Below are 25,142 nucleotides of genomic sequence, written 5' to 3'. Positions count from 1 at the left end.
TTCAGCCGCGAAGTTTTCTCTGTGTGGCCGTTTATCGCGGCTGAAGCGCAATGCCGCCCAGCCGCTCCTACAGGAACGTTCTGCGAACTGGATTTCCGCCTTCGCGGGAATGACGGTGAAAACCCACGTCATCCCCGCGCAAGCGGGGACCCAATAAACAGCCTCAGTGACTGATCATCCACGGCCGTGCCGATGGGCTGGCCTTGAGGCCGTGGGGGTTGGCCTTGGTGCGTTCGACCGGTTTGCTCGGGCCGCAGCAACTGCAGCCGGCCGGGTGCTTGCGGTTGGCCTTGTACTCTTCCAGGCTCTGCGGCGCGTGGGCGCTGCGCTCGTTGGTTTCATGGGCGCGGCGCTGGCTGCCGGCCATGCTGGTCAACCCCGGTGCGCTGAGAATCACCCGCTCGCTCGGCGCGTCGCAGTACGGGCAGGCGCAAGCGGCGTCACGTTCGGCCATCGGCCGCAGCACGCTGAAGTCGCCGCAACTCGGGCAATCGTATTCGTAGATGGGCATGGCAAAACCTCGATAAATTCGGTGCGCACGGCGCACCCTAGGGTGGCCGTGCGCATGAGCATCACTTGTCGTAGGCGATGGGCAGGTCGATGCTGCCGTCAAGGAACTTGGTCGGGCCGCTGGCGCTGGGGTTGATGTCGAACTCGAAGATGTCGGTCGGCAGCCACAGCGTGGCGCAGGCGTTGGGGATATCGACCACACCGCTGATATGCCCCTGCACCGGCGCTGAGCCGAGTAGCGAGTAGCCCTGGGCCGGCGAGTAGCCGAACTTGGTCAGGTAGTTGATGGCGTTGAGGCAGGCCTGCTTGTAGGCCAGGTTGACGTCCAGATAGTGCTGTTTGCCGTCGTCGTCGACCGAGATGCCTTCGAAGATCAGGTAGTTGTTGTAGGTGGGCACGATCGGGCTGGGCTTGAAGATCGGGTTCTTGATGCCGTACTTGGCCATGCCGCCCTTGATCAGCTCCACCTTCATGTGCACCCAGCCGGCCATCTCGATGGCGCCGCAGAAGGTGATCTCGCCGTCGCCCTGGCTGAAGTGCAGGTCACCCACCGACAGGCCGGCGCCGTCGACATAGACCGGAAAGAAGATCTTCGAGCCGCGCGACAGATCCTTGATGTCGCAGTTGCCGCCGTGCTCACGTGGCGGCACGGTGCGCGCGCCGGTAGCGGCCGCCAGGTCGCGCGCCTCGCCCTTCATCTTGCCCATGTGCGCGGTGCTGGCGAACGGCGGGTTGGCCAGCGGCGGTACGCGGGTCGGGTTGGTATCGATCAGCGCCTGCTCGCGCTTGTTCCAGTCGGCGAGCATCTTGTGATCCGGCAGGCAGCCGATCAGGCCGGGGTGGATCAGGCCGGCGAAACGCACGCCGGGAATGTGCCGGCTCTTGGTGAACATGCCCTCGAAGTCCCAGATCGACTTCTGTGCAGAGGGGAAGTGGTCGGTGAGAAAACCACCGCCATTGTTCTTCGAGAAGAAGCCGTTGAAGCCCCAGAGCATGTCCTGCTTGGCGCCGATATCGAGCAGCTCGACGATCAGCAGGTCGCCCGGCTGAGCGCCTTTCACGCCCACCGGGCCGGACAGGTAATGCACGGTGGACAGGTCGACGTCACGCACATCGCTGGCGTCGTCGTTGTTTTTGATCGCACCGCCGGTCCAGTCGTAGGTCTCGAGGATGAAGTCATCGCCCGGGTTGACCCAGCAGGCCATGGGAATGTCCGGGTGCCAGCGGTTGTGCACCTGTTCGTTATCGGTAGCAGCCTGGTTGAGGTCGACCTTGATCAGGGTATCGGTCATGACTGAGCTCCATAAGACCTGTGAGGAATGCCGGCCTGTGCCGGGATACGCAGCCAGTCTCGAACGTGCGGGGGAATCGGCAAATACGTTGGATGACGTATGCCTTGGAGTCCGTATTCACGAGGGCTTCAGGCATTTTTCGCGGGCGCGAAAAAGCGGCCACTGCATGGAGAACACAGTGGCCGTAAAGCGGAAAACCAAGTGCTTGCACCTTCGTAGGAGCAGCTGGGCGGCATTCCGCTCCAGCCGCGATTCGCGGCTGAAGCCGCTCCTACATCGATCACACAGAAACCTACACCGACAGATAACGGCTGATGCTCGCCTCATCGACCTTGTCGCGGGTTTCCTCGACGACGAACTTGCCCTTCTCGATGACCAGAAAACGGTCGGCGATTTCCATGGTGAACGACAGCACCTGCTCGGACACGACGATGGTCAGATCGCGTATGTTGCGGATCTCCTTCAGGCTGCGGGCGATGTCCTTGATGATCGACGGCTGGATGCCCTCGGTCGGCTCATCGAGCAGCAGCACCTTGGGGTTGGTGGCCAGCGCGCGGGCGATGGCCAACTGTTGCTGCTGCCCACCGGAAAGGTTGCCACCCTTGCGGTGGCGCATCTCGAGCAGCACCGGGAACAACGCATAGAGATCGTCCGGCACCTTGCCCCCGGCGGAGGCCGGCAGTCCGGTCTGGATATTTTCCAGCACGGTCATGTGCGAGAAAATCATCCGCCCCTGCGGCACGTAGGCGATGCCGCTTTCCACACGCTGATGGGTCTCCAGTTTCGACACATCCTTGCCGTCCACGCGGATCTGCCCGCCCCACTGCGGCAGGATGCCCATCAGGCTCTTGAACAAGGTGGTCTTGCCCATGCCGTTACGGCCCATCACCGCGACGATTTCCTTCTTCGCCACGTCGAGGTTGAGCTCGTGGAGGATCTGGCTCTGGCCGTAGCCGGAAGCGAGGTTGCTGATCTGGAACATGTTTGTCACTCCAACATAGGCGGTGCGCACCGCGCACCCTACGGTCTGATACCCGGGTGTAGGGTGCGCCGCGCGCACCGTTTCGTAGCCATGACCATCAATGCCCCAGGTACACCTCGATCACCTTCGGGTTGCTCTGCACCGCGTCCATGCTGCCCTCGGCCAGCACCTTGCCCTGGTGCAGCACGGTGACGCGGTGAGCGATGCTTTTCACGAACTCCATGTCGTGCTCGATGACCAGCACCGAGCGGCCCTGGCTGATGCGGTTGAGCAGATCGGCCGTGGCCACTCGCTCGCTCACGCTCATGCCGGCCACCGGCTCGTCGAGCATCAGCAGTTGCGGGTCCTGCATCAGCAGCATGCCGATCTCCAGCCACTGCTTCTGCCCGTGCGAAAGCAGGTCGGCCTGGCGGTGCAGGTGATCGCCGAGCATGATTTCCTGCGCCACCTGCTCGACCCGCTCGATCACCTCCTGCGTGCGCTTGAAGAACAGCGCGCCGAACACCTTGCGCCCGGCCGGGTAAGACATTTCCAGGTTCTCGAACACCGTCAGGTTTTCGTAGATCGACGGGTTCTGGAACTTGCGCCCGACGCCCGCACGGACGATGTCGAACTCGCGCATCCTGGTCAGCTCACGGCCGTCGAAATCGATGCTGCCGGCGGTGGCGCGGGTCTTGCCGCAGATAAGGTCGAGCACCGTGGTCTTGCCGGCCCCGTTGGGGCCGATCACCACATGCACCTCGTTGCGGTCGACGTAGAGGTTGAGGTCGTTGACCGCCTTGAAGCCGTCGAAGGACACGGTCAGCCCCTCGATGGCCAGTACCGGCTTGGCGGCCTGAAAGCCTGCTGGGCTGTTCATGGCGTGGTCTCCAGTTCAGGGGTGGGACGCTTGCTGCTGGCAACGACCACGGGAGCCGGCGTAGCGACCGCCTGTGGTTTGCGCCGCAATCGCGCCAGCCAGCGCTTACCGTGGCTGTCCCACAGGCCGGCCAGACCATTGGGGAAATACATGACCACGACGATGAACAGGCCGCCCATCAGGTACAGCCACAGCTCGGGGAAGCTCTCGGAGAAATAGGTCTTGCCGAAGTTGACCAGTAGCGCGCCGTACACCGCACCGAGCAGCGACAGGCGCCCGCCGACCGCGGCGAAGATGACCATTTCGATCGATGGCACGATGCCGACGAAGCTCGGCGACATGAAGCCCACCTGCAAGGTGAACATCGCCCCGCCGATGCCGGCGAACGCCGCGCCGACGCAGAACACGAAGATCTTGAAACTGGCCACGTCGTAGCCGGAGAAGCGCACCCGTTCCTCCTTGTCGCGCATCGCTAGTAACAGTCGACCAAGCTTCGAGGCGATGATGAAACGGGCGATGAGGATGCAGCCGATGAGCAGCGCCGCACTGACGAAGTAGAGGATCAGTTTGGCCTCGTCGCTACGGATGTCCCAGCCCTTGAGCGTGCGCAGGTCGGTGATGCCGTTGACGCCACCGGTCAGCCCCTGCTGGCCGATGATCAGCACGGTGAGGATCAGCGCGATGGCCTGGGTGACGATGGAAAAGTACACGTCACCGACGCGGCGCTTGAACATCGCAATACCGATCACCAAGGCCAACAACACCGGCACCGCCACCACCGCGATCAGGGTGAAGCTCAGGCTGTGGAAGGGTTCCCAGAACAGCGGCAGTTCGGTGATCTGATTCCAGTCCATGAAGTCCGGGATGCCGGGTGTGGACTGGATCTTGGTGCTTTCCGGGTCGGACGCCTCGAGCTTGAGGAACATCGCCATGCAGTAACCGCCGAGGCCGAAGAAGATGCCCTGGCCAAGGCTCAGGATGCCGCCATAACCCCAGCACAGCACAAGGCCAACGGCGACGAAGGCGTAGGTCAGGTACTTGCCTACCATGTTCAGGCGGAAGGCATCCAGCGCCAGCGGAAACACCACCAGGATCAGCGCGGCGAGCAGCGCCAGGCCGATGGCGCCTTGCTTGCCGCCGAGCAGGCTTTCGTATGCGTTTTTCATCAGTTAATCCCCCTGCATACAAAAAGTCGCTTTGAACCGTAGCGAGCAGCCCCAGCTGCAAGAAGCCCGGAGCACAGCGACGAAGGCGTACACGCAGTACGTCGAGCAAGCGAGCACCGCGCGCCGCCGCAGATGCGGCGCGCAGTAGGTTGAAAGTGACTGTTCATTTGCGCACCTTGGCCGAGAACAGCCCCTGCGGACGCAGCATCAGAATCAGCACCACGGCGGACAGGGTCAGCACCTTGGCCATCGAACCACTGGTGAAGAACTCCAGCAGCGATTGCGCCTGGGCGATGCTGAACGCCGAGGCAATGGTGCCGAGCAGGCTGGACGCACCGCCGAACACCACCACCAGGAAGGTGTCGACGATGTACAGCGAACCTGCCGTAGGCCCGGTCGAACCGATGGTGGTAAAGGCCGCGCCCGCAACACCGGCAACGCCACAGCCGAGGGCGAAGGTCATGCGGTCGACGCGCTTGGTGTTGATGCCCACAGAGCGAGCCATCACCCGGTTCTGCATGGTGGCGCGCACCTGCAGGCCCCAGCGCGAGCGGTAGATCATCAGAAACAGCAGCGCGGTGAGCAGCAGGGTCAGGCCCATGACGAACAGGCCATTGCGCGGAATGTCGATGGCCTCGGTCGGGTTCCACGAGCCCATCAGCCAGTCCGGCAGCGTGGCGCTGACTTCACGCGCGCCGAAGATCGAGCGAAAACCCTGCTGCATCACCAGAGACAGCCCCCAGGTGGCCAGCAGGGTGTCCAGCGGACGCTGGTAGAGCTTGCTGATCATCGCCCACTCCACCAGCCAGCCGATGGCGCCGGCGATGAAGAACGAGAGGATGATCGCCAGGAAGAAGTAGTAAGGCCCGAAGGCCGGTGCATAACTGGAGGTCAGCGAGGACACCGCGAAGGTGGTGTAGGCGCCGATGGTGAGAAACTCGCCATGGGCCATATTGATCACGCCCATCTGCCCGAAGATGATCGCCAGCCCCAGAGCCATCAGCAGCAGCACGCAGAACACGGACAAGCCGTTGAACCCCTGCATGGCTGCGATGGCGCCGAATTCCGATAGCCATTCCATGTCGATGGTCTCCAGAAGAAAAGAGAAAAGCCGGTAGGAACCGGCTTGCCGGCGATTCATTGATCGCCAGCAAGCCGGCTCCTACGAGAGGGTGTTACTTACTGGTAGCCTTCCGGGAAGGGGTTCGGCTCGATCAGGTCGGACTCGAATACCACCTTGAACTGACCGTCCTTCTGCACTTCACCGATGCGGGTCTTGCTCCACAGGTGATGGTTGTCGTGCACCTTGACGTAGCCTTCCGGCGCGGTGTCCAGCTCGATGCCCGGGGAAGCGGCGACCACCTTGTCGATGTCGAAGCTACCGGCTTTCTCCACCGCGGCTTTCCACAGCCATGGGCCGAGGTAGGCGGCCTGGGTCACGTCACCGATCACCGCATCCTTGCCGTACTTGGCCTTGAAGGCTTCGACGAAGGCGGCGTTGTTCGGGTTGTCCAGGCTCTGGAAGTACTTCATCGAGGCGTAGAAGCCGGCCATGTTCTCGCCACCAATACCCAGCAGCTCGTCTTCGGTGACCGACAGGGTCAGCAGGGTCTGCTTGTCGGCGGTGACGCCGGCGGCTTTCATCTGCTTGTAGAAGGCGACGTTGGAGCCACCGACCACGGCAGCGAAGACTACGTCAGGCTTGCGCAGCTTGATCTTGTTGATCAGCGAGCCGAACTGGGTGTTGCCCAGCGGGTAATACTCTTCACCGACCACCTTGCCGCCGAGCACGTTCTCGATGTGCTTGCGCGCGATCTTCATCGAAGTACGCGGCCAGATGTAGTCCGAACCCAGCAGGTAAAAGGTCTTGGCGCCCTTCTCCTTGGCCACCCAGTCCAGGCCAGCGAGTATTTGCTGAGTCGCTTCCTGGCCGGTGTAGATGACGTTCTTCGACTGCTCCAGGCCTTCGTAGAAGGTCGGGTAGTAGAGCAGGCCGTTTTCCTTCTCGAACACCGGCAGCACGGCCTTGCGCGAGGCCGAGGTCCAGCAGCCGAACACGGTGGCGACCTTGTCACCGACCAGCAGCTTGCGTGCCTTCTCGGCGAAGGTCGGCCAGTCGGAAGCCCCATCTTCCTGAATGACCTTGATCTGCCGGCCGAGCACTCCGCCACTGGCGTTGATCTGCTCGATGGCCAGACGTTCGGCCTGGATCGAACCGGTTTCGGAAATGGCCATGGTGCCGGTGGCCGAATGCAGAATGCCGACCGTGACCTCGCTGTCGGTCACCGCCAGGCCGGTGGTGTTCACCTCGGCGCTGGCCACATGGCTGAACAGGCTGGCGGCCAGCAGCGAGAGCGCTGCCGCCCCCACCGCCAGCCGGCGGGGAAGAAGTCGAATCGGTTGAGAATCCATGGTCGTGCTCCTGTGCTGGTTATTCGTGCCGAACCACGCCGGCTTCGCAGCTAGGATGCGTTTGCCCTCACCGAGCGGGGTATACGCAGCATGACGTAAGGGCATACGTCATCTGACGTACAGCGCCCTGCGCCAGCCTGGTGCAAGCTGAGCGCAGAAAAACCAGGCAGACAGAAGCCCGCGCGCGCGGCAGAGGCCTCGCCGAGCCGGGGCATGGAAGTTGCAATTTCAGCCTGTAGGAGCGGCTGGGCGGCATTCCGCTTCAGGCGCGGAAACGCTTCGCGGCTGAAGCCGCTCCTACAATCCGCCTACGACCAGGACTTCGCCCGTGCAGCCAACCGGCACCCAGCGCATCATCAAGATTCGCCGCGACTACAACGCCTGGGTCGCCGACGAGACCATGGAGGACTACGCCCTGCGCTTCACGCCCAGGTCGTTCCGCAAGTGGTCGGAGCTGCGCATCGCCAACACCGCGCTCGGTGCCGTGTCGTTCCTCGCCCTGGAGGCCATCGGCGGCGCCCTGGCGCTGTCCTATGGTTTCACCAACACCCTGTGGGCGATCCTCGCGGTCAGCCTGGTGATCTTCCTCACTGGCCTGCCGATCAGCTACTACGCCGCCCGCTCCGGCCTGGACATGGACCTGCTCACCCGTGGCGCCGGCTTCGGCTACATCGGCTCGACCATCACCTCGCTGATCTACGCCAGCTTCACCTTCCTGTTCTTCGCCCTCGAAGCGGCGATCATGGCGCTGGCCCTGGAGCTGTACTTCAACATCCCGCTGGCCCTGGCCTATGTGATCTGCTCGATCATCATCATTCCGCTGGTGGCCTACGGCATCACCCTGATCAATCGCCTGCAGATGTGGACGCAGCCCGTGTGGCTGTTTCTGCTGGTGCTGCCCTATGTGTTCGTCATCGCCAAGAACCCCGAGGCGCTATCGGACTGGACTAGCTTCGCCGGCCGCGAAGGCGAGCCCGGCAGCTTCAACCTGCTGCATTTCGGCGCTGCCTGCACCGTTGCCCTGGCCCTGATCACACAGATCGGCGAGCAGGTCGACTACCTGCGCTTCCTGCCGGAGAAAACCCGCGCCAACCGCGTGCGCTGGTGGACGGCGCTGCTGCTGGCCGGCCCCGGCTGGATCATCCCCGGCGCGTTGAAGATGCTCGCCGGCGCCTTCCTCGCCTTTCTCGCCCTGCAGCATGAAATCCCAATGGAACGCGCCGCCGAGCCGACGCAGATGTACCTGGTGGCCTTCAACTACGTGTTCGCCTCGCCGCAATGGGCACTGGCGGCCATGGTGCTGTTCGTCATCGTCAGCCAGGTGAAGATCAACGTCACCAACGCCTACGCCGGCTCGCTGGCCTGGTCGAATTTCTTCGCCCGCATCACCCACAGCCACCCCGGGCGCGTGGTGTGGCTGGTGTTCAACGTGGCCATCGCCCTGATGCTGATGGAGCTGGGCGTGTTCGAGGCGATCGAGGAAGTGCTCGGCCTCTACGCCAATATCGCCATCGCCTGGATCGGCGCGCTGGTGGCGGATCTGGTGATCAACAAGCCGCTGGGCCTGTCGCCGAAATACATCGAGTTCAAACGCGCGCACCTCTACGACATCAATCCGGTGGGCGTCGGCGCCATGCTGATCGCCTCCCTGCTCTCGGTGCTCGCCCACGGCGGCCTGTTCGGCGACCTGGCGCAGGCGGCCTCGCCAGCCGTGGCACTAGGCTCGGCATTCCTGCTGGCGCCGCTACTGGCCTGGCTCACCGGCGGACGCTACTACATCGCCCGCGAGCGCCAGCCACACCTGCTCTATCCCCATACCGAAGCCGGCCAGGTGCAGTGCGGTCTGTGCAACAACCGTTTCGAAGAGCCGGACACTGCACACTGCCCCGCCTACGGCGCGCCGATCTGTTCGCTGTGCTGCTCGCTCGACGCACGCTGCGAGGATCGCTGCAAACCCAGAGCCCGCCTGAGTGATCAGCTCGACGACTTCATCGGCTGGCTGTTCCCGCGCGTTTCCATCCCGCGCCTGCACAGCCGTCTGGCGCAGTACCTGGGCCTGCTGAGCCTGCTGGTACTGATGCTGTTCGGCGCACTCGCGCTGATCTACAGCCAGGTATCGCTGAGCCTGCTGACGCAGGAACCGGAAGTCCGCCAGACCCTGTTCCAGGCTTTCCTCAAGGCCTTTCTGACCCTCTCGTTGTTCGCTGCCATGCTCGCCTGGTGGCTGGTATTGACCCGCGAAAGTCGCCGCGTGGCGCAGGAGGAGTCGGATCGACAGACCCTGCTGCTGATGCAGGAGATCGAAGCCCACCGCAAGACCGACGAAGCCCTGCAACAGGCCAAGGAAGCGGCGGAATCCGCCAACGCAGCGAAGAGCCGCTACGTCACCGGGCTATCGCACGAATTGCGCACGCCGCTCAACAGCATCCTGGGCTACACCCAGATCCTGCAGCGCGACGCGGCCATGCCGAGCCAGCACCAGGACGCCCTGGCCACCATCCTGCGTAGCGGCTCGCACCTGCTGTCACTGATCGACGGCCTGCTCGACGTGGCCAAGATCGAAGCCGGCAAACTGCACCTGGAACTGGCGGAAATTCCCTTCCCGGAGTTCATCGACCAGATCGAACGCATGTTCACCCCTCAGGCCGCCGAGAAAGGCCTGCGCTTTCGCCTCGAATGCATCGGCCGCATGCCGGCAGTGGTGCGTGGCGACGAGAAACGCGTGCGACAGATCCTGATCAACCTGCTGGGCAACGCCGTGCGCTTTACCGAGCGCGGCGAGGTGCGTCTGCGCGTGGGCTATATGCGCGAGACCGCCACCTTCGAGATCATCGACACAGGTATCGGCATCGCCCCGGAACAGATCGAGCGCATCTTCCAGCCCTTCGAACGCGGCGACCTGATGCGCCAGGACAACGGTGTCGGCCTCGGCCTGACCATCACCCGCATGCTCACCTCACTGATGGGCGGCGAATTGTCAGTACACAGCGAACCCGAGCAGGGCACACGCTTCCAGGTTCGCCTGTTCCTCTCCGAAGTACGGGTGCCGCAGGCGGTGGTACACGTCGAGCACGACATCACTGGCTACCAGGGGGAACGCCGCCTGATTCTGGTGGTGGACGATCATCTCGAACATCGCCGCGTGCTCGCCGGTATGCTCGAACCGCTGGGCTTCGAGGTGATCCAGGCCGCCAGTGGCCAGGAGGCGATTCGCCAGGTGGCGCTGCACAACCCGGCGTTGATCCTGATGGACCTGTCCATGCCGCAAATGGACGGCTGGGAAACCAGTCGCCTGATTCGCCGTAACACACGCTGCCAGGCGCCGATCATTGTGATCTCCGCCAATGCCTTCACCGACGACCGCGAACGCAGCGTCGCTGCTGACTGCGACGACTACCTGGCCAAACCGGTGTACACCCCGCAGTTGCTCGAACGCATCCAGCACCAGCTCGGTCTGGCCTGGCTGCGCCGCACCCAGGAGCAGTTGCCGCCGCCTGAAGCCATCACATTACCCGGCAGCGACGACCTGCAGGCGCTGCGCGAACTGGGCGCTCTGGGTTACGTGCGCGGCATCCAGCAACGCCTGGACGATATCGACCAGCGCGACCCGGCCTGCGCGGGCTTCACCGCCGCCTTGCGCCTACTGGTGAAGAACTTCCAGCTCGACGAATTCAACCGCCAACTGAAGGAGGCCGAACATGAATGCGCCGCTCCACCAGCCTGACTCGTGCTCGCCCGCCAACCTGTCGGCCGAGCGCGGCATCATCCTCATCGTCGACGACACACCGGACAACCTCGCGCTGCTCTCCGACGCTCTCGACGACGCCGGCTACATGGTGCTGGTCGCGCTGGACGGTGTAAGCGCTTTAGGCCGCATCCAGCGGCGTAGGCCCGACCTGATCCTGCTCGATGCGATGATGCCGGGGCTGGACGGTTTCGAGACCTGTCGGCGGATCAAGGCCGAGCCGAGCAGCGCCGATATCCCGGTGCTGTTCATGACCGCCCTGACCGATAGCGAGCACGTGGTGCAGGGCTTCGAGGCCGGCGGTATCGACTACGTGACCAAGCCGATCAACCCCGAGGAGGTACTCGCCCGTGTCGCCTCGCACCTGCGCACGGCGCGCATACTCCAGGCCGCGCGTGCTGCATCGAAGCCGGTCAGCCTCAGCCTCGACGATGCCCCCGCCTATGCCAGGCTATCGGCGCGCTTCCAGCTCACCGAGCGCGAAGTGCAGGTACTGCGCTGGGTAGCCTGCGGCAAGACCAACCGCGATATCGGCGACATTCTCGGCCTCAGCCCACGCACGGTGAACAAGCATCTGGAGCATGTTTACGTGAAGCTCGGTGTGGAAACCCGCACCGCCGCCGCCTCGGTAGCGTTGGCGGCAATGAGCGAGCGGGGATGACCCCCAGAGCACGCCAACGATGATCGAACCGGCGGGTTATGCTGCCCGATGCACCTGAGCAAACCGGGCACTGATGCCAATATCCAATAGCCGAAGCGTCCCCCATCCGCTACTCTCGTGCTTTCGACTACAGGAGTTCTCGATATGCGCGTAGCCCTTCTCTCACTGCTATTAGTCACAGGCCTTGCTCAAGCTGGAGTGCTGGTCAACTCGACGGTATGGGTCGTTGCACTCAAGTGCGACGGCTACCAACAGTGCTACGCGTCTAGCAACGGCTCCTACACCGGCAACCTCAATGGTGCGCGACGCTTTGACGATGCCGCTTCAGCCGAACGTTTTATCAGCAGCTTCACCAGCAGCATTCGCGACAAGAGCCCCCAGATTCAATCCATCGTTGAGCAGGTGTGCGTACAGCCAGCCGAAAACCGCACCAACGGCAAGCCCTGCTGAAGCGCCGCACTTAATGTGCGATCTGCTTCGGAGCCAACATGCCCCATCCCAATATCGTCATTCTCACCGGTGCCGGTATCTCCGCCGAGAGCGGCATCCGCACCTTTCGCGCCGCTGACGGACTCTGGGAAGACCACCGCATCGAAGAGGTGGCCACACCCGAAGGCTTCGCCCGCGATCCGGCGCTGGTGCAGCGTTTCTACGACATGCGTCGCGCCCAGCTGCGCGATCCGGCCATCGCACCGAATGCCGGGCATCTGGCCTTGGCCGAGCTGGAGGCCGCCTGGCAGGGCGAGTTTCTGCTGGTCACGCAGAACGTCGACAACCTGCACGAACGCGCCGGCACCAGACGCTTGCTGCATATGCACGGTGAGTTGCAGTCGATGCTCTGCAGCAACAGCCAGCAACGCTTTCCGCTACAGGATGACATGCCGGTCAGCCAGGCGTGCGCCTGCTGCGGGCTGGTCGGTACGCTGCGCCCGGATATCGTCTGGTTCGGCGAGATGCCCTATCACATGGAGCGCATCTATGACGCGCTGGAGCAATGCGAGCTGTTCGTCAGCATCGGCACCTCGGGCCATGTCTACCCGGCGGCGGGGTTCGTCGAGCAGGCGCGCCGGGCCGGTGCGCATACGCTGGAGATCAATCTGGAACCGAGCCTGTGCCATTCGCTGTTCGCCGAGAAACGCTATGGCCCGGCCACCGAACAGCTGCCGCGCTGGGTGGCGGAGCTGCTGGCGAGCTAAGAGTCGCAGCCTTGTAGGAGCCCCGCCTCGGGGCGAATACCCGATTCGCCGCGGGGCGCGGCTCCTACAATTTGCCCTAAGCCGGCAGCGGCGTCGACAGGCGCCGCCGCTTCGGCCGGCACCTCCGGCGCCGGGCTGAACACGCCATTGCTCCAGGCGTAGTAACCCAGGCCCAGCGCCAGCAGCAACGCCAGTATCCAGGGCCACACCACCGGTTTGTTGGCATAGGGATCGCGCAAAGCGCGATCGCTGCCCTTGGGTAGTTCCGCCATCTGCGTGAGCGCGGTGCCGAAGGGAATGCTGATACGCGCCTGGGCATTCACCGCCCAGCCGTTGCCATCGAGGATCGGCCCCAGGCTGCGCCGGCGCAGCTTGAACCAGGCCAGCAGCATCGACGGCCCGGAGATGGCCAGCAGCACGCCGAGCAGCAGCAGCGGAACCTGCCACCAGGCCAGCGACAGAATCCCCGTGACCACCGCCGCCAGTGCCGTGCCCAGGGCACCGACCGCCAGGCCGATGGCCGCGAAGATACCGGCGAACTTGGCGATATCGAAGGCCGGGGTAGGCGTGGCGGCTGGAGCAGACCCGGTTTCGCCGACCTTGGCTGCGGTCTTGCTGACCATGTCGGCGTCGCGACTGGCGGCAAGCTTCTGCACCTGATCGGACACCAGCTTGGAAACGCGTCGATACGGCGACCAGAACGCCTCGCGAATGCTGATCGCATGCTGTACCACCTTGACCACAGTGGCATCCCAGTCGTTACCGTCGCGGTCGTAGAACAGACCATGGCGACCGGCCTGCAGGTCGCCCTCGCTGCCGGCGGTCACCGCCACCACGATGTTCAGCGTCTCCTTGCCCCGTACCGGCTCGCCACGACGGGTGCAGGCGCAGTAGAGCAAAAAGCAGTCGCTGGCCGCCGCGACCTTGGCATGGGCCTCGACATCACCGACCTCAACCACCAGCTCGCAACTCTTGCCGTCGATATAGAGTACGCCAGCCTGGAACACGGCCTTTTCCTGCCGCGAATAAAAGGCCTGGAAAGACACGAAGTTGCGCAGCAGTCGGACCAGGCCATGACGCAGGCGAATCAACTTGTCCAGCTCGACCAACCCGTCCGCCGCTTCGGCCACGGTCTTGTCCTCTTCCACCAGCGCCAACAGGCGCGCTTCGGCCCCCTGCCCCACCAGTTCGAGAATACGTCCGCGCTCAAGCACCTCGGCAATCGCCACGTTCGGCGTCTCGGCGCGCCAGGCCAGGTAGTTGCCGCACAGCGCGACCAGGTGCTGCCACTGCTCACGCGACAGGCTGTCCTGCTCGCCATACACCGGCACCACCACACGCTGGCGGAATTCATCGATGGCACCCTGCCAGGCCGGGTTGAGGCCCTTGTGCAGCGGCAGCTCATCACCGTGCTGCACAGTTGCCAGAGGCAGGCCGGCAACTTCGCCGGCATCTGCCAGCGACAACGATGCCAGACGCACCAGCTCCTCTTCCTTGGCATTCATCAAGGCGGCGGCGCGCGGATCGAACTCGGCCATGGCCACGCGGGTGAAGTAATCGTCGATCTTGGCGCGCACGGCGCTCAGCGCCTCGACAGCGGCCACGGTACCCTCACCGAACGCATCCAGCCCCTGCTCGGCGGCACGCGCATGCCAGGCGTGCAACTGACGCGCCTGATCGAAGAAGGTGGTGATCTGTTCGGCGGCGACGGCAGGCTCGCCACTGCGGTCGGTCTGCGCCCCCAGGCAGGCGATGATGTCGGCAATGGCGGCCTTGAGTTCGGCATCGTCGGTAAAGGTTGCCGGTACCAGGCCGTCGCCGTTGGCCTCATGCGGCGGGAACAGCTTCGCCAGATCAGCGGTATCGGCAGGAGTCAGACTGTCGCCGTCGGGCCGGCCGAGCACGCCCAGCAGGCGCTGTGCAGCCAGACGCAGGCGTGCACCCGCGGCATCGTCGGTGAGCGACGACAGCTGCAGCGGCCCATCACGGAACAGCACGGCAGGGTCGGCCAGACGCGCCAACGTCCAATCGACCACATCGAGAATTTCCGGCGCGCGAATACGACCGTCATTGTTCAGGTCGATGTACTGCAGCATGCGCCGATCCAGCTCCAGGTTGTTCACCGGGCAGGCCAGGCTGGCCCAAAGCTTCTGATCCAGGCCACGCAAGGCGGCGAGGTCGGCGGGCGTTTCCAGTTGCACCTGATCGAAGCCGCCGGCACGGAAGAAGCGCCAGCGATGCGCGAGAGCTTGAGTCATCTACAGAAGGTCCTTTCTTTGTGAGGGCGACTGCGCCACGAAGCCAAAGGGGGGCATTGCAGCGCATCGGCGCACCACCCCCTTCAACAGACTCCGATTTGCCCGGCGCTGTTCAGCTCAGTGTAACCGAGGCAACGAACCCTGCGCTTATTGCGCCCCAACCCCCAGCGGCTGCGCCTCGGGCTGCTTGATCAGCGCATAGAGCAAGCCAGTGACCAGGCTGCCGACGACGATGGCGAGCAGGTACAGCAGCGCGTGATTGATGGCGTTGGGAATCAGCAGCACGAACAGACCGCCGTGCGGCGCCATCAGCTTGCAGCCGAAGTACATCGACAGCGCGCCGGTCAGCGCACCACCGGCAATACTGGCCGGGATCACCCGCAGCGGGTCCTTGGCGGCGAAGGGAATCGCCCCTTCGGAGATGAAGCACAGCCCCAGCACCCCGGCTGCCTTACCGGCCTGGCGCTCGCTCTGGGCGAACTTGCGCCGCGCCAGCACGGTGGCGATGGCCATGCCGATGGGTGGCACCATACCGGCCGCCATGGTCGCGGCCATCGGCGCATAACTACTCGAGGCCAGCAGGCCGACGGAGAAGGCATAGGCCGCCTTGTTGATCGGCCCGCCGAGATCGACGCACATCATGCCGCCGAGCAGCACGCCGAGCAGGATCGCATTGGTGCTGCCCATGCCATCGAGAAAGGCAGTAAGTCCTGCGAGCATGCCTGCTACCGGACTGCCAACCAGATAGATCATCACCAGCCCGGTGAACAGGCTGGCCACCAGCGGGATGATCAGAATCGGCTTGAGCGCCTCGACGCTGGGCGGCAGGCGCACCCAATGGGCGATGGCCTTGGCCGAATAGCCAGCGAGGAAACCGGCGATGATGCCGCCGATGAAGCCGGCCCCCAGCGAACTGGCCAACAACCCGCCGATCATCCCCGGCGCCAGGCCAGGACGATCGGCGATGGAATAGGCGATATAGCCGGCCAGCAGCGGCACCATCAGTTGAAAGGCGCTCTCGCCGCCAATCTTCATCAGCGCGGCAGCCAGGGTGCCTTCCTCCTTGAACGCCTCGATACCGAAGACGAACGACAGGGCGATCAGCAGACCGCCGGCCACCACCATCGGCAGCATGTAGGACACGCCGGTGAGCAGGTGCTTGTAGGGGCCGGTTTTCTCGGTACTGCTGGCGACGGCCTTGCCCTCGGGCGTGGCTTCGCTCAGCGGTCGCGCCTCGCTGAGCGCCCGTTCGAGCGTCTGTTGCGGTTGTTTCAGTGCCACACCGGTGCCACAGCGGTAGACCTTCTTGCCGGCGAAACGGCTGGTATCCACCTCGATATCGGTGGCCAGCAGCACAGCATCGGCCGCCGCGATGGCGGCATCGTCGAGCAGGTTGCGCGCACCGACCGAACCTCGGGTTTCCACCTGCAACTCTATGCCCATGCGCATCGCCGCCTGCTGCAGCGCCTCGGCGGCCATGAAGGTGTGCGCCACGCCGGTGGGACAGGCAGTGACTGCCACCAGCCGCTTGCGCGCGCTCGGCGCGGCGGCATCCTCGGCATAGGGCCGGGCCCGCTCGGGGGCTTCGCGCAGAAAGCGTTGCGGGTCGGCCAGCGCATCGGCCGGTGTGGCCTGCAGCAGGGGTTTGCCGACAAAACGGCCGAGCGCCAGCTCGCCGGTCTTGACCACCAGCACCAGATCGGCAGCGGCAATATCCGCCTCGCTCAAGGGCGCTCCGATGGCGCGGGCGTCGTGCACCTCGACACGGGTTTGCCAGCCCAGGCGCTCGGCTGCCGCCTGCAACAGACGCGAGCAGAGCACGCTGGTGACCTGCCCATTGGGGCAGGCGGTAACGATCAGCAGGTTCATGTCAGTGCCTCTTATTCTTCTATGGGGTGCAGTTGTACGGCCGCCTCGAGACGGGCAAGCTGCTCGCGATCGTGAATGCCGAAACCGATCTGGGTGACCGCCTGCGCGGCCACCGCCGTGGCCAGGCGCAGGGTGCGTTCGGCGGGCCAGCCTTCGAGCAGACCATGCAGGCTGGCCGCCAGCAGCGAGTCGCCGGCACCGACCGTGCTGGCCACCTCGACACGCGGCGGTACGGCGCGCAGGGCGATGTCCGGGCCATGCCAGTCGACACCGGCCGCGCCGCGCGACAGCAGCACATGCTCGATGCCCTGTACGCGCAGGCCCTGCACGGCGGCGGACAGATCGCTGCCGCAGACCTCGGCCAGTTCTTCCTCGTTGGGTTTGATCAGCCAGGGCGCGACGCTCAGCGCCGCACGCAGGGCCTCGCCACTGCTATCGACCGCCAGCGGCACGTCACTGGTCTTGATCTGCCGCAGCAGGCCGGCAAACCATTGCGGCGTCACCCCACGCGGCAGGCTGCCGGCCACCACCACGGCGTCATGCCCGGCCAGGAGCGGCTCCAGCTCATCCTGCAGACGTTGAAGGTGCTCGGTCTCGACCTGCGGGCCGGGGCCGTTGAGGTCGGTGATACAGCCGTCGGCTTCGGCCAGCTTGATATTGCTGCGCGTCTCGCCCGGCACGCGGACGAACAGGTCGTGAAAGCCGCGCTTGTGCATCAGGCTGTCGAACGGTGCGGCATTGGTGCGGCCGAGAAAGCCGCCGACACTCAAGGTATGACCAAGATCGGCCAGCACCTGGGCGACGTTCAGACCCTTGCCAGCGGCGTCGCTGCGCAGCTCATGGCAGCGGTTGATAGCACCGGGCTGCAGACGGTCGAGACGCAGGGTCAGATCCAGCGCCGGGTTCAGGGTCAGGGTCAGGATTCGGGCCATCAGTGCATCTCCGCCACCAGCGCCCGCACGGCGCTGGCACTGTCGAGGGTCAGGGCGCGGTCGGCCAGGGTTCGCGCCTGGCGGCTGTCCAGCTCACGCACACGCGCCTTGACCAGGGCAATCGAGCGCGGCGTCACGCTCAGCTCGTCCACGCCCAGGCCGACCAATAGCGGCACGGCCAGACGGTCGCTGGCCAGCTCGCCGCAGATGCCGACCCACTTGCCCTGGGCATGGGCAGCGGTCACGGTCATCTCGATCAGGCGCAGCACGGCCGGATGCAGACCATCGGCCTGTGCCGACAGCTGCGGATGGCCGCGGTCGATGGCCAGGCAGTACTGGGTCAGGTCGTTGGTGCCGATACTGAAGAAGTCGACCTCACGCGCCAGCACCGGCGCCAACAACGCCGCCGAGGGCACTTCGATCATGATGCCGACCTGCAGGTCGCGTACCTCGATCTCTTCGCGCAGCCGCTGCACCATGTCCCGCGCCGCACGCCACTCCTCCACCGAACCGACCATGGGGAACATGATCCGCAGCGGCCGGCCATCGGCCGAGGCGAGCAAGGCGCGCAGCTGGGTTTCCAGAATCTCCGGACGCTGCAGGCTCAGGCGAATGCCACGCACGCCAAGGAAAGGATTTTCTTCGGCCGGCATCGGCCAGTACGGCAGGGGTTTGTCGCCGCCGACATCCAGCGTACGCACCACCAGCGGGCGACCGGCCAGCGCATCGAGCACGCGTCGATACTCACGCTCCTGCGCGGTGTGATCCGGGGCCTGGGCATGCTCCATGAACACCAGCTCGGTGCGCAGCAGGCCCACCGCTTCCGCGCCCAGCTCCACCGCGTCGGCGGTTTCGCCGCTGGCACCGATATTGGCTGCCACCTCCACACGCACACCGTCGCGCGTCTGCGCATCGTTGAAGCGCGCGGCATGCGCCTGCTCGCGACGCTGCTGCGCCGTCTCACGTTCATGCAGCGCCTGGTCGCGCTCAGCTATATCCGGGGCGATGCGCAGCAGGCCGCTGTCGCCATCGAGCAGTAGCGGCGTGCCTTGCGCCAACGCCAGCACGCCATCGCCGGCACCGACCACAGCGGGAATCCCCAAGGCCCGGGCAATGATCGCGCTATGCGCGGTGGCGCCACCCTGCGCGGTCAGGATGCCGGCCACGCGCTGCCGGTCGAGGCCAGCGACGTCCGACGGCACGACTTCAGCCATCACCAGGATGTACGGCTCGTTCGGTTCGCTGGGCAGCTCGACGCCACACAGATGCGCCAGCACACGGTTGCCAATATCACGCAGGTCCGCTGCGCGCTCGGCCAGCAGTGGGTCATGCAGCGCTTCCTGACGCTTGGCCGCCGCCTCGACCTCGACCTGCCAGGCCGCTTCGGCGCTCGCGCCCTTGGCCAGGCGGGCGTCGACGTCTTCACGCAGCGCTGGATCGGCGAGCATGGCCAGGTGGGCACTGAAGATTTCCCGAATGCTCGCCACACCGGCGCCATCGACCAAACGCTGGATCTGCGCGGCGACAGCGGCCAAGGCTGCATCCAGACGCGCGCGTTCCTGCTCGACACCCAGGCCTTGCTCAGAGAAATCAAACGCCGGCGGCGTGCGCACCAACGCCGGGCCGATGGCGATGCCGGGCGAGGCACCGACCGCCTGCAGACGGCTACCGGCAGCAGGAGCAACCGCTTCGACCGGTTCCAGCTGCGCCGCGACCTCGGGCAGCGCTTCATTCAGCGGCTCGACCGTTTCGCCCAGGCCACTTTCCAGCGCGGCGCGAATGGCCGGCAGCGCGCTGTCGGCAATCGCCGGTTCGGCGCTGAATTCGAGCATCTGACCACGCCGTGCGCCCAGCGCCAGCAGGCGGCTGAGGCTCTTGGCCGAGACCCCGGCGCCCGTATCGCCAAGCAGGCGCACGCGTATGTCGCCCGCGAAGCCCTGCGCCAGTTCGCTCAGTGCCTTGGCCGGGCGCGCATGCAGACCATGGGCATTGAGCAGCGGCACGCTGAGGCTGGGCCAGTCCGGCGCTACCTCGCCACCCAGCGCCTCGATCACCTGGCGGCTATCGCTGGCTTCACTGAAGGCGGCCGCGCGACCACCGATCAGCACATCGCACAGGCGTTCCAGCGCCTGACGGTGCGCCTCGCCCTGGCTGGCCAGGCAGAACAGGCCGCGCAACGCCTCACCGCGAAAACTCAGCGGCTGCGCCGGGGTGACGAAAGCCAGGCCGGGCCGCTCGACACTGGCCTCGCTGTGCAGCCACCACAGGCCATCGCCCAGCGGCAGCGGCTCGCCACGGGCCAGCCCGAGGGCGAAGCCACTGCGAGCACAGCCGGCCTGGCGCAACAGGCGTGCGCCCTGCCAGAGCAATTCATCGAAGTCTTCGGCGGGCTGCGCCAGCGCCACCAGTTGACCGTCCAGCGCCAGCGCCTGCGGTGCACCCTGCAGCAGTTCGAGTATCTGCGCCGGCTCGCGGGCTTCACGCAGCGCCTGGCTCAGATCGCCCTCGCCCAGGGCGCGGGTCAGCAGTTGCAGCAAGTGCAGGTGCTCGTCGGATTGGGCGGCAATGGCGATGGCCAGGTAGACCTGCTGGCCGTTGCCCCAGTCCACGCCCGCGGGGAACTGGATCAGGCTGACGCCGGTGCGCAGCACCTGATCGCGGGTCTGCGGCGTGCCATGGGGGATGGCGATGCCCTGGCCGAGAAAGGTCGACCCCTGGGCCTCGCGCGCCTGCAGGCCTTCGAGGTAAGCCGCAGTGGCCAGGCCGGCACTGGCCAGCGCATCGCCGAGCATGGCCAGGGCTTCGCCCTTGTTCGCCGCCGCCCGGCCCATCTGGATTTGACTGGCATCGAGTTCGAGCATGGGTGCCTCCGGCTTGGATTCTTGTTCTGATTGAGAAGGGTGTTCACGGGTTCGACGCTCACTTATGCCCCCAAACACCCTCAAGACTAGCTGATGAACCGCATTGCTGAAACGTTTCATCAAACGCTGGCACCTTATCCGATAATGGGTAATCCTTGAAGCCCAGTCGTCGTCGAGTCGGTGTAGACTCGCCGCGTTCTCACGCTCGAAATCCTTTCCCTGCATGGTGCTGCGCCCGTGAAACTCAGCGACATCGCCCGCCTGGCACAGGTCTCGGTGACCACCGCCAGCTACGTGATCAACGGTCAGGCCGAACGTCGGCGCATCAGCCCCGCGACCGTGGCCAGGGTGCTGACCGTGGTCGAGGAGCATGGCTATCTCCCAGACCAGCAGGCCGCCAGCCTGCGCCGCGGGCAAAGCCGCTGCCTGGGTTTCATCCTGCCGGACCTGGAAAACCCCAGTTATGCGCGCCTGGCCAAGCTGCTCGAACAGAAGGCGCGCGCCGCCGGCTATCAGTTGCTGATCGCCAGCTCCGACGATGATCCGAACAGCGAGCGGCAGTTGCTCGAGCTGTTCCGCTCACGCCGCTGCGAGGCGCTGATCGTCGCCAGCTGCCTGCCTGCGGACGATCCGCTGTATCCGGCCATCGTCGCCGCCGGCCTGCCGGTGGTGGCCGTGGATCGCGCGCTGTCGCCCACCCACATCCGCTCGGTGGTCAGCGACGACGAACAGGCCGGGCGCACCCTGACCGAAAGCCTGCTGACGCCCAAACCCCAGCATGTCGCCCTGCTCGGCGCCCGTGCGGAGCTGGTCATCAGCCAGGCGCGCGAACGCGGCTTCCGTTCGGCACTGAAAGGTTTCGACGGGCGCGTCAGCGTCTACCACGGCGAGTTGTTCAGCCGCGCCTGCGGCTACCGACAGATGCAAACGCTGCTGGAGGAAGTCGGCTCGCCGGATGCGCTGCTGACCACCGCCTACGTGCTGCTCGAAGGGGTGTTCGATGCGCTACGCGAACAGAGCAGCGAGCAATGGCCTTCAGTGCGCCTGGCCACCTTCGGCGATACCCAGTTGCTGGATTTCCTAACGTTGCGGGTCAATGCCATGAGCCAGCAGCACGAACGCATCGCCGAGCGCGTGCTGGCCTGGACACTGCAGGCGGTGGAACACAACGACTATCAGCCCGGCATCGAGGCCATCGGCCGCAGCTTCAAGGACCGAACCTGAGAGTAGGGTGCGCCATGCGCACCGACTGTCGGAACAGGCCGGTGCGCGCGACGCACCCTACATCTAGCTTTGATGCATCCTGCTAACCACCCTGAATCCTCTGCAGCAGCGGCGCGCACTGGCTCGGCTCGTCGCCAGCGCTGGGTGCCACCAGCGCCAGCAGCCCAGCCGCTGGCGCCACCGCAATGCCCAGCGCTACCAGGCCAACACCACGCAGCGCCAGCGGCGTGGCCTGTACGCCTGGTGACGGCTCCTTGAACGTGCCGCGCACATACAGCGGCGAGCGCAGGGAAAAGATACGAAAGCCCTTGGTCGCGGGCGTGATGGTGAAGTTCAGCCGCTCGTTGGCGAAGTTGGCACTGCCGTCGACCTTGATCACCGCATTGTCGGTGTCGATGACGAACAGCCGCGTGCTCATCAGCCCCTGCTTGATGCCAAGATCCGCTGCCGCGCAGTGGATCTTCACATCCTCGTCGCCGAACAGCCTGCCGACCAGGTAGTTGCCGACGTTCAGCCCGGCGATTTCCATCAGCCCGCGACTCACCGCGCCATCGTTGATCAGCATCTTCAACTCGCCATCGGCGCTGCCGAGCAAAGCGGCCACCGAGTTGCCACGGCCGCTGATGCGTGCATCGCCGTTGAGCTCACCGAGGCTGGTCTGCATCGGCGCGAAGGTGGGAAACAGCTGCTTGAGCTTGAGGTCACGCGCGCGCAAACGCATCTGCCCCTGCAACGGCGTGGTCGCACCATTGAGCCGGATCTGCGAGTCGAGCACACCGCCGGCCATGCCGAAACGCAGTGGTTCCAGACTCAGCATGCCGTCATTGAGCACCACATGGGTGTCGAGATCGGTGATCGGTAACTGCTCACTGTGCACGATGTGCTTGCCGACAAAGCGCACATCGGCGTCCATCGCGCGCCAGCGGTCGGTGCGAAACTCGGAAACGGGTAGCGCCTTGTTCGCCGGCTGCACGTCCCGTTCGCCACGCTCGCGCTTGTCCGCGCTGGAGTCGGCGCCGATCAGCGGCGCCAGGTCACTGAACAGCAGTTGGTTGGAGGTCAGCCTCCCCGACAGTTTCGGCCGTGGCTCGCGGGCCACGAACGTCAGGTCGCCATGGATATCGCTGTCACCGATCTGACCATTGAAACCGAGGTAGCGAAAGATCGCCCCGTCAGCATCGTGCAGGCTGGCCTGCAAGCGACCGTCGGTGCTGTATGGCGGGGTGTCAGGCAAGGTCACGCCGGTTAGCGGATACAGCTGACCGAGGCTGGTGCCGGACAGACGCAAACGCAGATCCAGAGCCCCCAGATTCTGCGGATCGGTCAGGCTGCCAGCCAGCACGATACGGGTCGCGCCAATGCGCAGATCGGCCTGCAACGGGAACGGCTGCGACGCGTCATGCAGCGCCAGCAGGCCACCGACCTTGCCGTCACCGGTCAACGGCTGGCCACGGAAGCTGCCCTTGGTCTGCCAGGCGAAAGCGTAATCCTGGGCGCTGGCATTGCTCTCGGTCAGGCGCTCGGCCGCGCTCTTGCCGACGATATCAGCGAATGGGATCGGTTCGCCCAGCGGCTGGATAATTGCCTCCAGGCGGGTATTGCTGATCTTGTCGTCGACCTTCACCTGCCCCTTGTCGAAGCCGATGGTGCCGATATCCAGCGTCCAGGGGCTGGGCTGCCTGCTGTCGTCCGCCGCCTCCTTGCCCAGATCGAACACCCAGTTCGCCCGGCCATCGGCCAGGCGCTGCAGATCGGCGACCGGCGCGCCGAGTTCGATACTGGGGATGCTCACCGTCTTCCACAGCAGCGGCAGGAGCGACAGGCGTAAACGCACGCTGTCGAGACTGACGAAGGTATCGCCCTGCGCCCAGTCCGGGTTGCCCAGGCGCAACTGCTCGGCAGCAAAATGGGGCCAGGGTAGCCAGGCGCTCAAACCCTGCTGGCCAGCTTCACGCTGCCAGACCACGCGCAGATCGCCCTCGATGGCGAACGGCCGATTCAGGGCCGCAGAAACCTGTTCATTGATCAGCGGCCGCGCCCTATTCCAATCGAACAGCACCAGAAACAGCATCAACGCCGCCAGCAACAGCAGGAAAACGGCGAACAATGCGCCTACAAACTTGCGTAAATGGCGCACCCAGCGACCTCCTTATTTCACTGCCCGAGTGAAACGCGTCCATGTCCATACGACTGAAAAGATTCGCCAACGCTCCCTTGTCCTGGCGTGAAAGGGGAAAATAGCCGATTCTGAACGCCCGCTGGTGAGCAGACCAATGCGCCTGATCGACACCCATACGCACCTGGACTTCCCCGACTTCGACGCTGATCGCGACGAAGTACTCGCGCGCAGCCACGCGCTGGGCGTGCAGCGCATGGTCGTGCTTGGCGTCTACCAGGCCAACTGGCAGCGGTTGTGGCAGCAGGTCGAAAAGAATGAAGGCCTGTACGCAGCTTTCGGCCTGCATCCGGTCTACCTGGAAGACCACCACCCGCAGCATCTCCTTGAGCTGCACGACTGGCTGGGCAAACTGGCCGGGCACCACAAGCTGTGCGCCGTCGGTGAGTTCGGTCTGGATTATTACCTTGAACACCTGGATCGGCAGCGCCAGCAAGCGCTGTTCGAAGCGCAGCTGCGACTGGCCGCCGAGTTCGAGTTACCGGTGCTGCTGCACGTGCGCCGCGCCCATGCCGCGACCATTGCCACACTCAAGCGTTTTCGCCTGGCACGCGGCGGCATCATCCACGCCTTCGCCGGTAGCTATGAGGAAGCCCGCGAGTACATCAAGCTGGGCTTTCGCCTCGGTCTCGGCGGCGCCGCCACCTGGCCGCAGGCCAATCGCCTGCGCAAGGTGGTGGCGCAACTGCCGTTGGAGGCCATCGTGCTGGAAACCGACTCGCCGGACATGGCCCCGGCCATGCACCCGAACCAGCGCAACAGCCCGGAGTACCTGGCAGAAATCTGTGCCGAGCTTGCCGCGCTACGTGGCGTTACCGCCGAAGAGCTGGCTACGGCCAGCAGCCGTAATGCGGATGAGTTGTTCGGCTGGGCATAGACCGCACAGATGGTCAGGCAAATCCCCCTACACGACCGTCCGTAGGAGCCCCGCCTCGGGGTGAATGTTTCCAGATCGAGCCGCCCATGTTCGCGGTGGGGCGCCGCTAGAGCAACGGCCGC

The 25,142-nt window shown here is 64.9% G+C and carries 18 protein-coding genes; 6 read left to right on the top strand and 12 right to left on the bottom strand.

Annotation, left to right across the window (positions count from 1 at the left end):
• Positions 1-163 precede the first annotated feature (163 nt).
• From JWV26_RS14965 to urtA, 7 genes are all read right to left on the bottom strand, one after another.
• On the bottom strand, positions 164-511 hold the full coding sequence (locus tag JWV26_RS14965) for an FmdB family zinc ribbon protein (RefSeq protein WP_196456504.1): 348 nt from the start codon (positions 509-511) through the stop codon (positions 164-166).
• 61 nt (positions 512-572) lie between these two features.
• Positions 573-1,802, bottom strand: coding sequence for a formamidase (gene fmdA / locus JWV26_RS14960; RefSeq protein ID WP_017678855.1), 1,230 nt, complete (start codon positions 1,800-1,802; stop codon positions 573-575).
• A 292-nt stretch (positions 1,803-2,094) separates the two neighbouring features.
• Positions 2,095-2,784, bottom strand: coding sequence for an urea ABC transporter ATP-binding subunit UrtE (gene urtE / locus JWV26_RS14955; protein WP_206417217.1), 690 nt, complete (start codon positions 2,782-2,784; stop codon positions 2,095-2,097).
• Positions 2,785-2,881: 97 nt separating this feature from the next.
• Positions 2,882-3,643: an urea ABC transporter ATP-binding protein UrtD gene (urtD, locus tag JWV26_RS14950; protein ID WP_206417216.1), complete on the bottom strand. Its 762-nt coding sequence runs from the start codon at positions 3,641-3,643 to the stop codon at positions 2,882-2,884.
• Positions 3,640-4,809: an urea ABC transporter permease subunit UrtC gene (gene urtC / locus JWV26_RS14945; RefSeq protein WP_206417215.1), complete on the bottom strand. Its 1,170-nt coding sequence runs from the start codon at positions 4,807-4,809 to the stop codon at positions 3,640-3,642. The genes urtD and urtC overlap by 4 nt, the downstream gene beginning before the upstream one ends.
• A 163-nt stretch (positions 4,810-4,972) precedes the next feature.
• Complete coding sequence (gene urtB / locus JWV26_RS14940) at positions 4,973-5,890, bottom strand: urea ABC transporter permease subunit UrtB (protein ID WP_206417214.1); 918 nt, start codon at positions 5,888-5,890, stop codon at positions 4,973-4,975.
• A gap of 98 nt (positions 5,891-5,988) precedes the next feature.
• Positions 5,989-7,221 carry an urea ABC transporter substrate-binding protein gene (urtA, locus tag JWV26_RS14935; RefSeq protein ID WP_045734074.1) on the bottom strand — a complete coding sequence of 411 codons (1,233 nt, stop codon included), beginning with the start codon at positions 7,219-7,221 and terminating at the stop codon, positions 5,989-5,991.
• 328 nt (positions 7,222-7,549) lie between these two features.
• On the opposite strand from urtA, the gene JWV26_RS14930 reads away from it, so the two are divergent.
• From JWV26_RS14930 to cobB, 4 genes are all read left to right on the top strand, one after another.
• Positions 7,550-10,945, top strand: a complete 3,396-nt coding sequence (locus JWV26_RS14930; RefSeq protein ID WP_206417213.1) for an ATP-binding protein — start codon at positions 7,550-7,552, stop codon at positions 10,943-10,945.
• Positions 10,920-11,627 carry a response regulator gene (locus JWV26_RS14925; protein ID WP_206417212.1) on the top strand — a complete coding sequence of 236 codons (708 nt, stop codon included), beginning with the start codon at positions 10,920-10,922 and terminating at the stop codon, positions 11,625-11,627. The genes JWV26_RS14930 and JWV26_RS14925 overlap by 26 nt, the downstream gene beginning before the upstream one ends.
• 144 nt (positions 11,628-11,771) lie before the next feature.
• Positions 11,772-12,077, top strand: coding sequence for a hypothetical protein (locus tag JWV26_RS14920; RefSeq protein WP_206417211.1), 306 nt, complete (start codon positions 11,772-11,774; stop codon positions 12,075-12,077).
• A 38-nt stretch (positions 12,078-12,115) separates the two neighbouring features.
• Positions 12,116-12,823 (top strand): Sir2 family NAD+-dependent deacetylase, encoded by a 708-nt coding sequence (gene cobB, locus JWV26_RS14915; RefSeq protein ID WP_206417210.1) that lies wholly within the window; start codon positions 12,116-12,118, stop codon positions 12,821-12,823.
• On the opposite strand, the gene JWV26_RS14910 is transcribed toward cobB, so the two are convergent.
• The 4 genes from JWV26_RS14910 to ptsP all read right to left on the bottom strand — a co-directional run bounded on the left by JWV26_RS14910 (position 12,820) and on the right by ptsP (position 20,743).
• Positions 12,820-15,081 carry a hypothetical protein gene (locus JWV26_RS14910; RefSeq protein WP_241201222.1) on the bottom strand — a complete coding sequence of 754 codons (2,262 nt, stop codon included), beginning with the start codon at positions 15,079-15,081 and terminating at the stop codon, positions 12,820-12,822. The genes cobB and JWV26_RS14910 overlap by 4 nt on opposite strands.
• A gap of 147 nt (positions 15,082-15,228) precedes the next feature.
• Positions 15,229-16,950 carry a fructose-specific PTS transporter subunit EIIC gene (locus JWV26_RS14905; RefSeq protein ID WP_206417209.1) on the bottom strand — a complete coding sequence of 574 codons (1,722 nt, stop codon included), beginning with the start codon at positions 16,948-16,950 and terminating at the stop codon, positions 15,229-15,231.
• An 11-nt stretch (positions 16,951-16,961) separates the two neighbouring features.
• Positions 16,962-17,882: a 1-phosphofructokinase gene (gene pfkB, locus JWV26_RS14900; RefSeq protein WP_206417208.1), complete on the bottom strand. Its 921-nt coding sequence runs from the start codon at positions 17,880-17,882 to the stop codon at positions 16,962-16,964.
• A complete protein-coding gene (ptsP, locus tag JWV26_RS14895; RefSeq protein WP_206417207.1) occupies positions 17,882-20,743 on the bottom strand; it encodes a phosphoenolpyruvate--protein phosphotransferase in 2,862 nt (953 codons plus the stop codon). The genes pfkB and ptsP overlap by 1 nt, the downstream gene beginning before the upstream one ends.
• A gap of 237 nt (positions 20,744-20,980) precedes the next feature.
• Between ptsP and cra the strand changes: the two genes are divergently transcribed.
• Entirely contained in the window at positions 20,981-21,967 is a 987-nt protein-coding gene (gene cra, locus JWV26_RS14890) for a catabolite repressor/activator (protein ID WP_206417206.1), read from the top strand.
• Positions 21,968-22,049: 82 nt separating this feature from the next.
• Here the strand turns inward: cra and JWV26_RS14885 are convergent, their stop codons facing one another.
• The gene (locus JWV26_RS14885; protein WP_206417205.1) at positions 22,050-24,104 is read right to left on the bottom strand and encodes an AsmA family protein; all 2,055 of its coding nucleotides are present in this window, start codon (positions 24,102-24,104) and stop codon (positions 22,050-22,052) included.
• A gap of 136 nt (positions 24,105-24,240) precedes the next feature.
• Here JWV26_RS14885 and JWV26_RS14880 point away from each other — a divergent pair, with 136 nt between their 5' ends.
• The gene (locus tag JWV26_RS14880) at positions 24,241-25,020 is read left to right on the top strand and encodes a TatD family hydrolase (RefSeq protein ID WP_206417204.1); all 780 of its coding nucleotides are present in this window, start codon (positions 24,241-24,243) and stop codon (positions 25,018-25,020) included.
• The last annotated feature ends 122 nt before the right edge of the window (positions 25,021-25,142 follow it).

The organism is Ectopseudomonas toyotomiensis (assembly GCF_017167985.1).
Lineage (GTDB): Bacteria > Pseudomonadota > Gammaproteobacteria > Pseudomonadales > Pseudomonadaceae > Aquipseudomonas > Aquipseudomonas toyotomiensis.
This window is presented reverse-complemented; position numbering and strand designations above follow the sequence as displayed.

Excerpts from the sequence above, each read along its gene's own strand:
- pfkB (WP_206417208.1), bottom strand. The coding sequence starts at position 17,882 with ATGGCCCGAATCCTGACCCTGACCCTGAACCCGGCGCTGGATCTGACC.
- JWV26_RS14880 (WP_206417204.1), top strand. The coding sequence starts at position 24,241 with ATGCGCCTGATCGACACCCATACGCACCTGGACTTCCCCGACTTCGAC.
- ptsP (WP_206417207.1), bottom strand. The coding sequence starts at position 20,743 with ATGCTCGAACTCGATGCCAGTCAAATCCAGATGGGCCGGGCGGCGGCG.
- JWV26_RS14920 (WP_206417211.1), top strand. The coding sequence starts at position 11,772 with ATGCGCGTAGCCCTTCTCTCACTGCTATTAGTCACAGGCCTTGCTCAA.
- urtA (WP_045734074.1), bottom strand. The coding sequence starts at position 7,221 with ATGGATTCTCAACCGATTCGACTTCTTCCCCGCCGGCTGGCGGTGGGG.
- JWV26_RS14910 (WP_241201222.1), bottom strand. The coding sequence starts at position 15,081 with ATGACTCAAGCTCTCGCGCATCGCTGGCGCTTCTTCCGTGCCGGCGGC.
- fmdA (WP_017678855.1), bottom strand. The coding sequence starts at position 1,802 with ATGACCGATACCCTGATCAAGGTCGACCTCAACCAGGCTGCTACCGAT.
- cobB (WP_206417210.1), top strand. The coding sequence starts at position 12,116 with ATGCCCCATCCCAATATCGTCATTCTCACCGGTGCCGGTATCTCCGCC.
- JWV26_RS14925 (WP_206417212.1), top strand. The coding sequence starts at position 10,920 with ATGAATGCGCCGCTCCACCAGCCTGACTCGTGCTCGCCCGCCAACCTG.
- urtD (WP_206417216.1), bottom strand. The coding sequence starts at position 3,643 with ATGAACAGCCCAGCAGGCTTTCAGGCCGCCAAGCCGGTACTGGCCATC.
- urtC (WP_206417215.1), bottom strand. The coding sequence starts at position 4,809 with ATGAAAAACGCATACGAAAGCCTGCTCGGCGGCAAGCAAGGCGCCATC.
- urtE (WP_206417217.1), bottom strand. The coding sequence starts at position 2,784 with ATGTTCCAGATCAGCAACCTCGCTTCCGGCTACGGCCAGAGCCAGATC.
- JWV26_RS14905 (WP_206417209.1), bottom strand. The coding sequence starts at position 16,950 with ATGAACCTGCTGATCGTTACCGCCTGCCCCAATGGGCAGGTCACCAGC.
- urtB (WP_206417214.1), bottom strand. The coding sequence starts at position 5,890 with ATGGAATGGCTATCGGAATTCGGCGCCATCGCAGCCATGCAGGGGTTC.
- JWV26_RS14965 (WP_196456504.1), bottom strand. The coding sequence starts at position 511 with ATGCCCATCTACGAATACGATTGCCCGAGTTGCGGCGACTTCAGCGTG.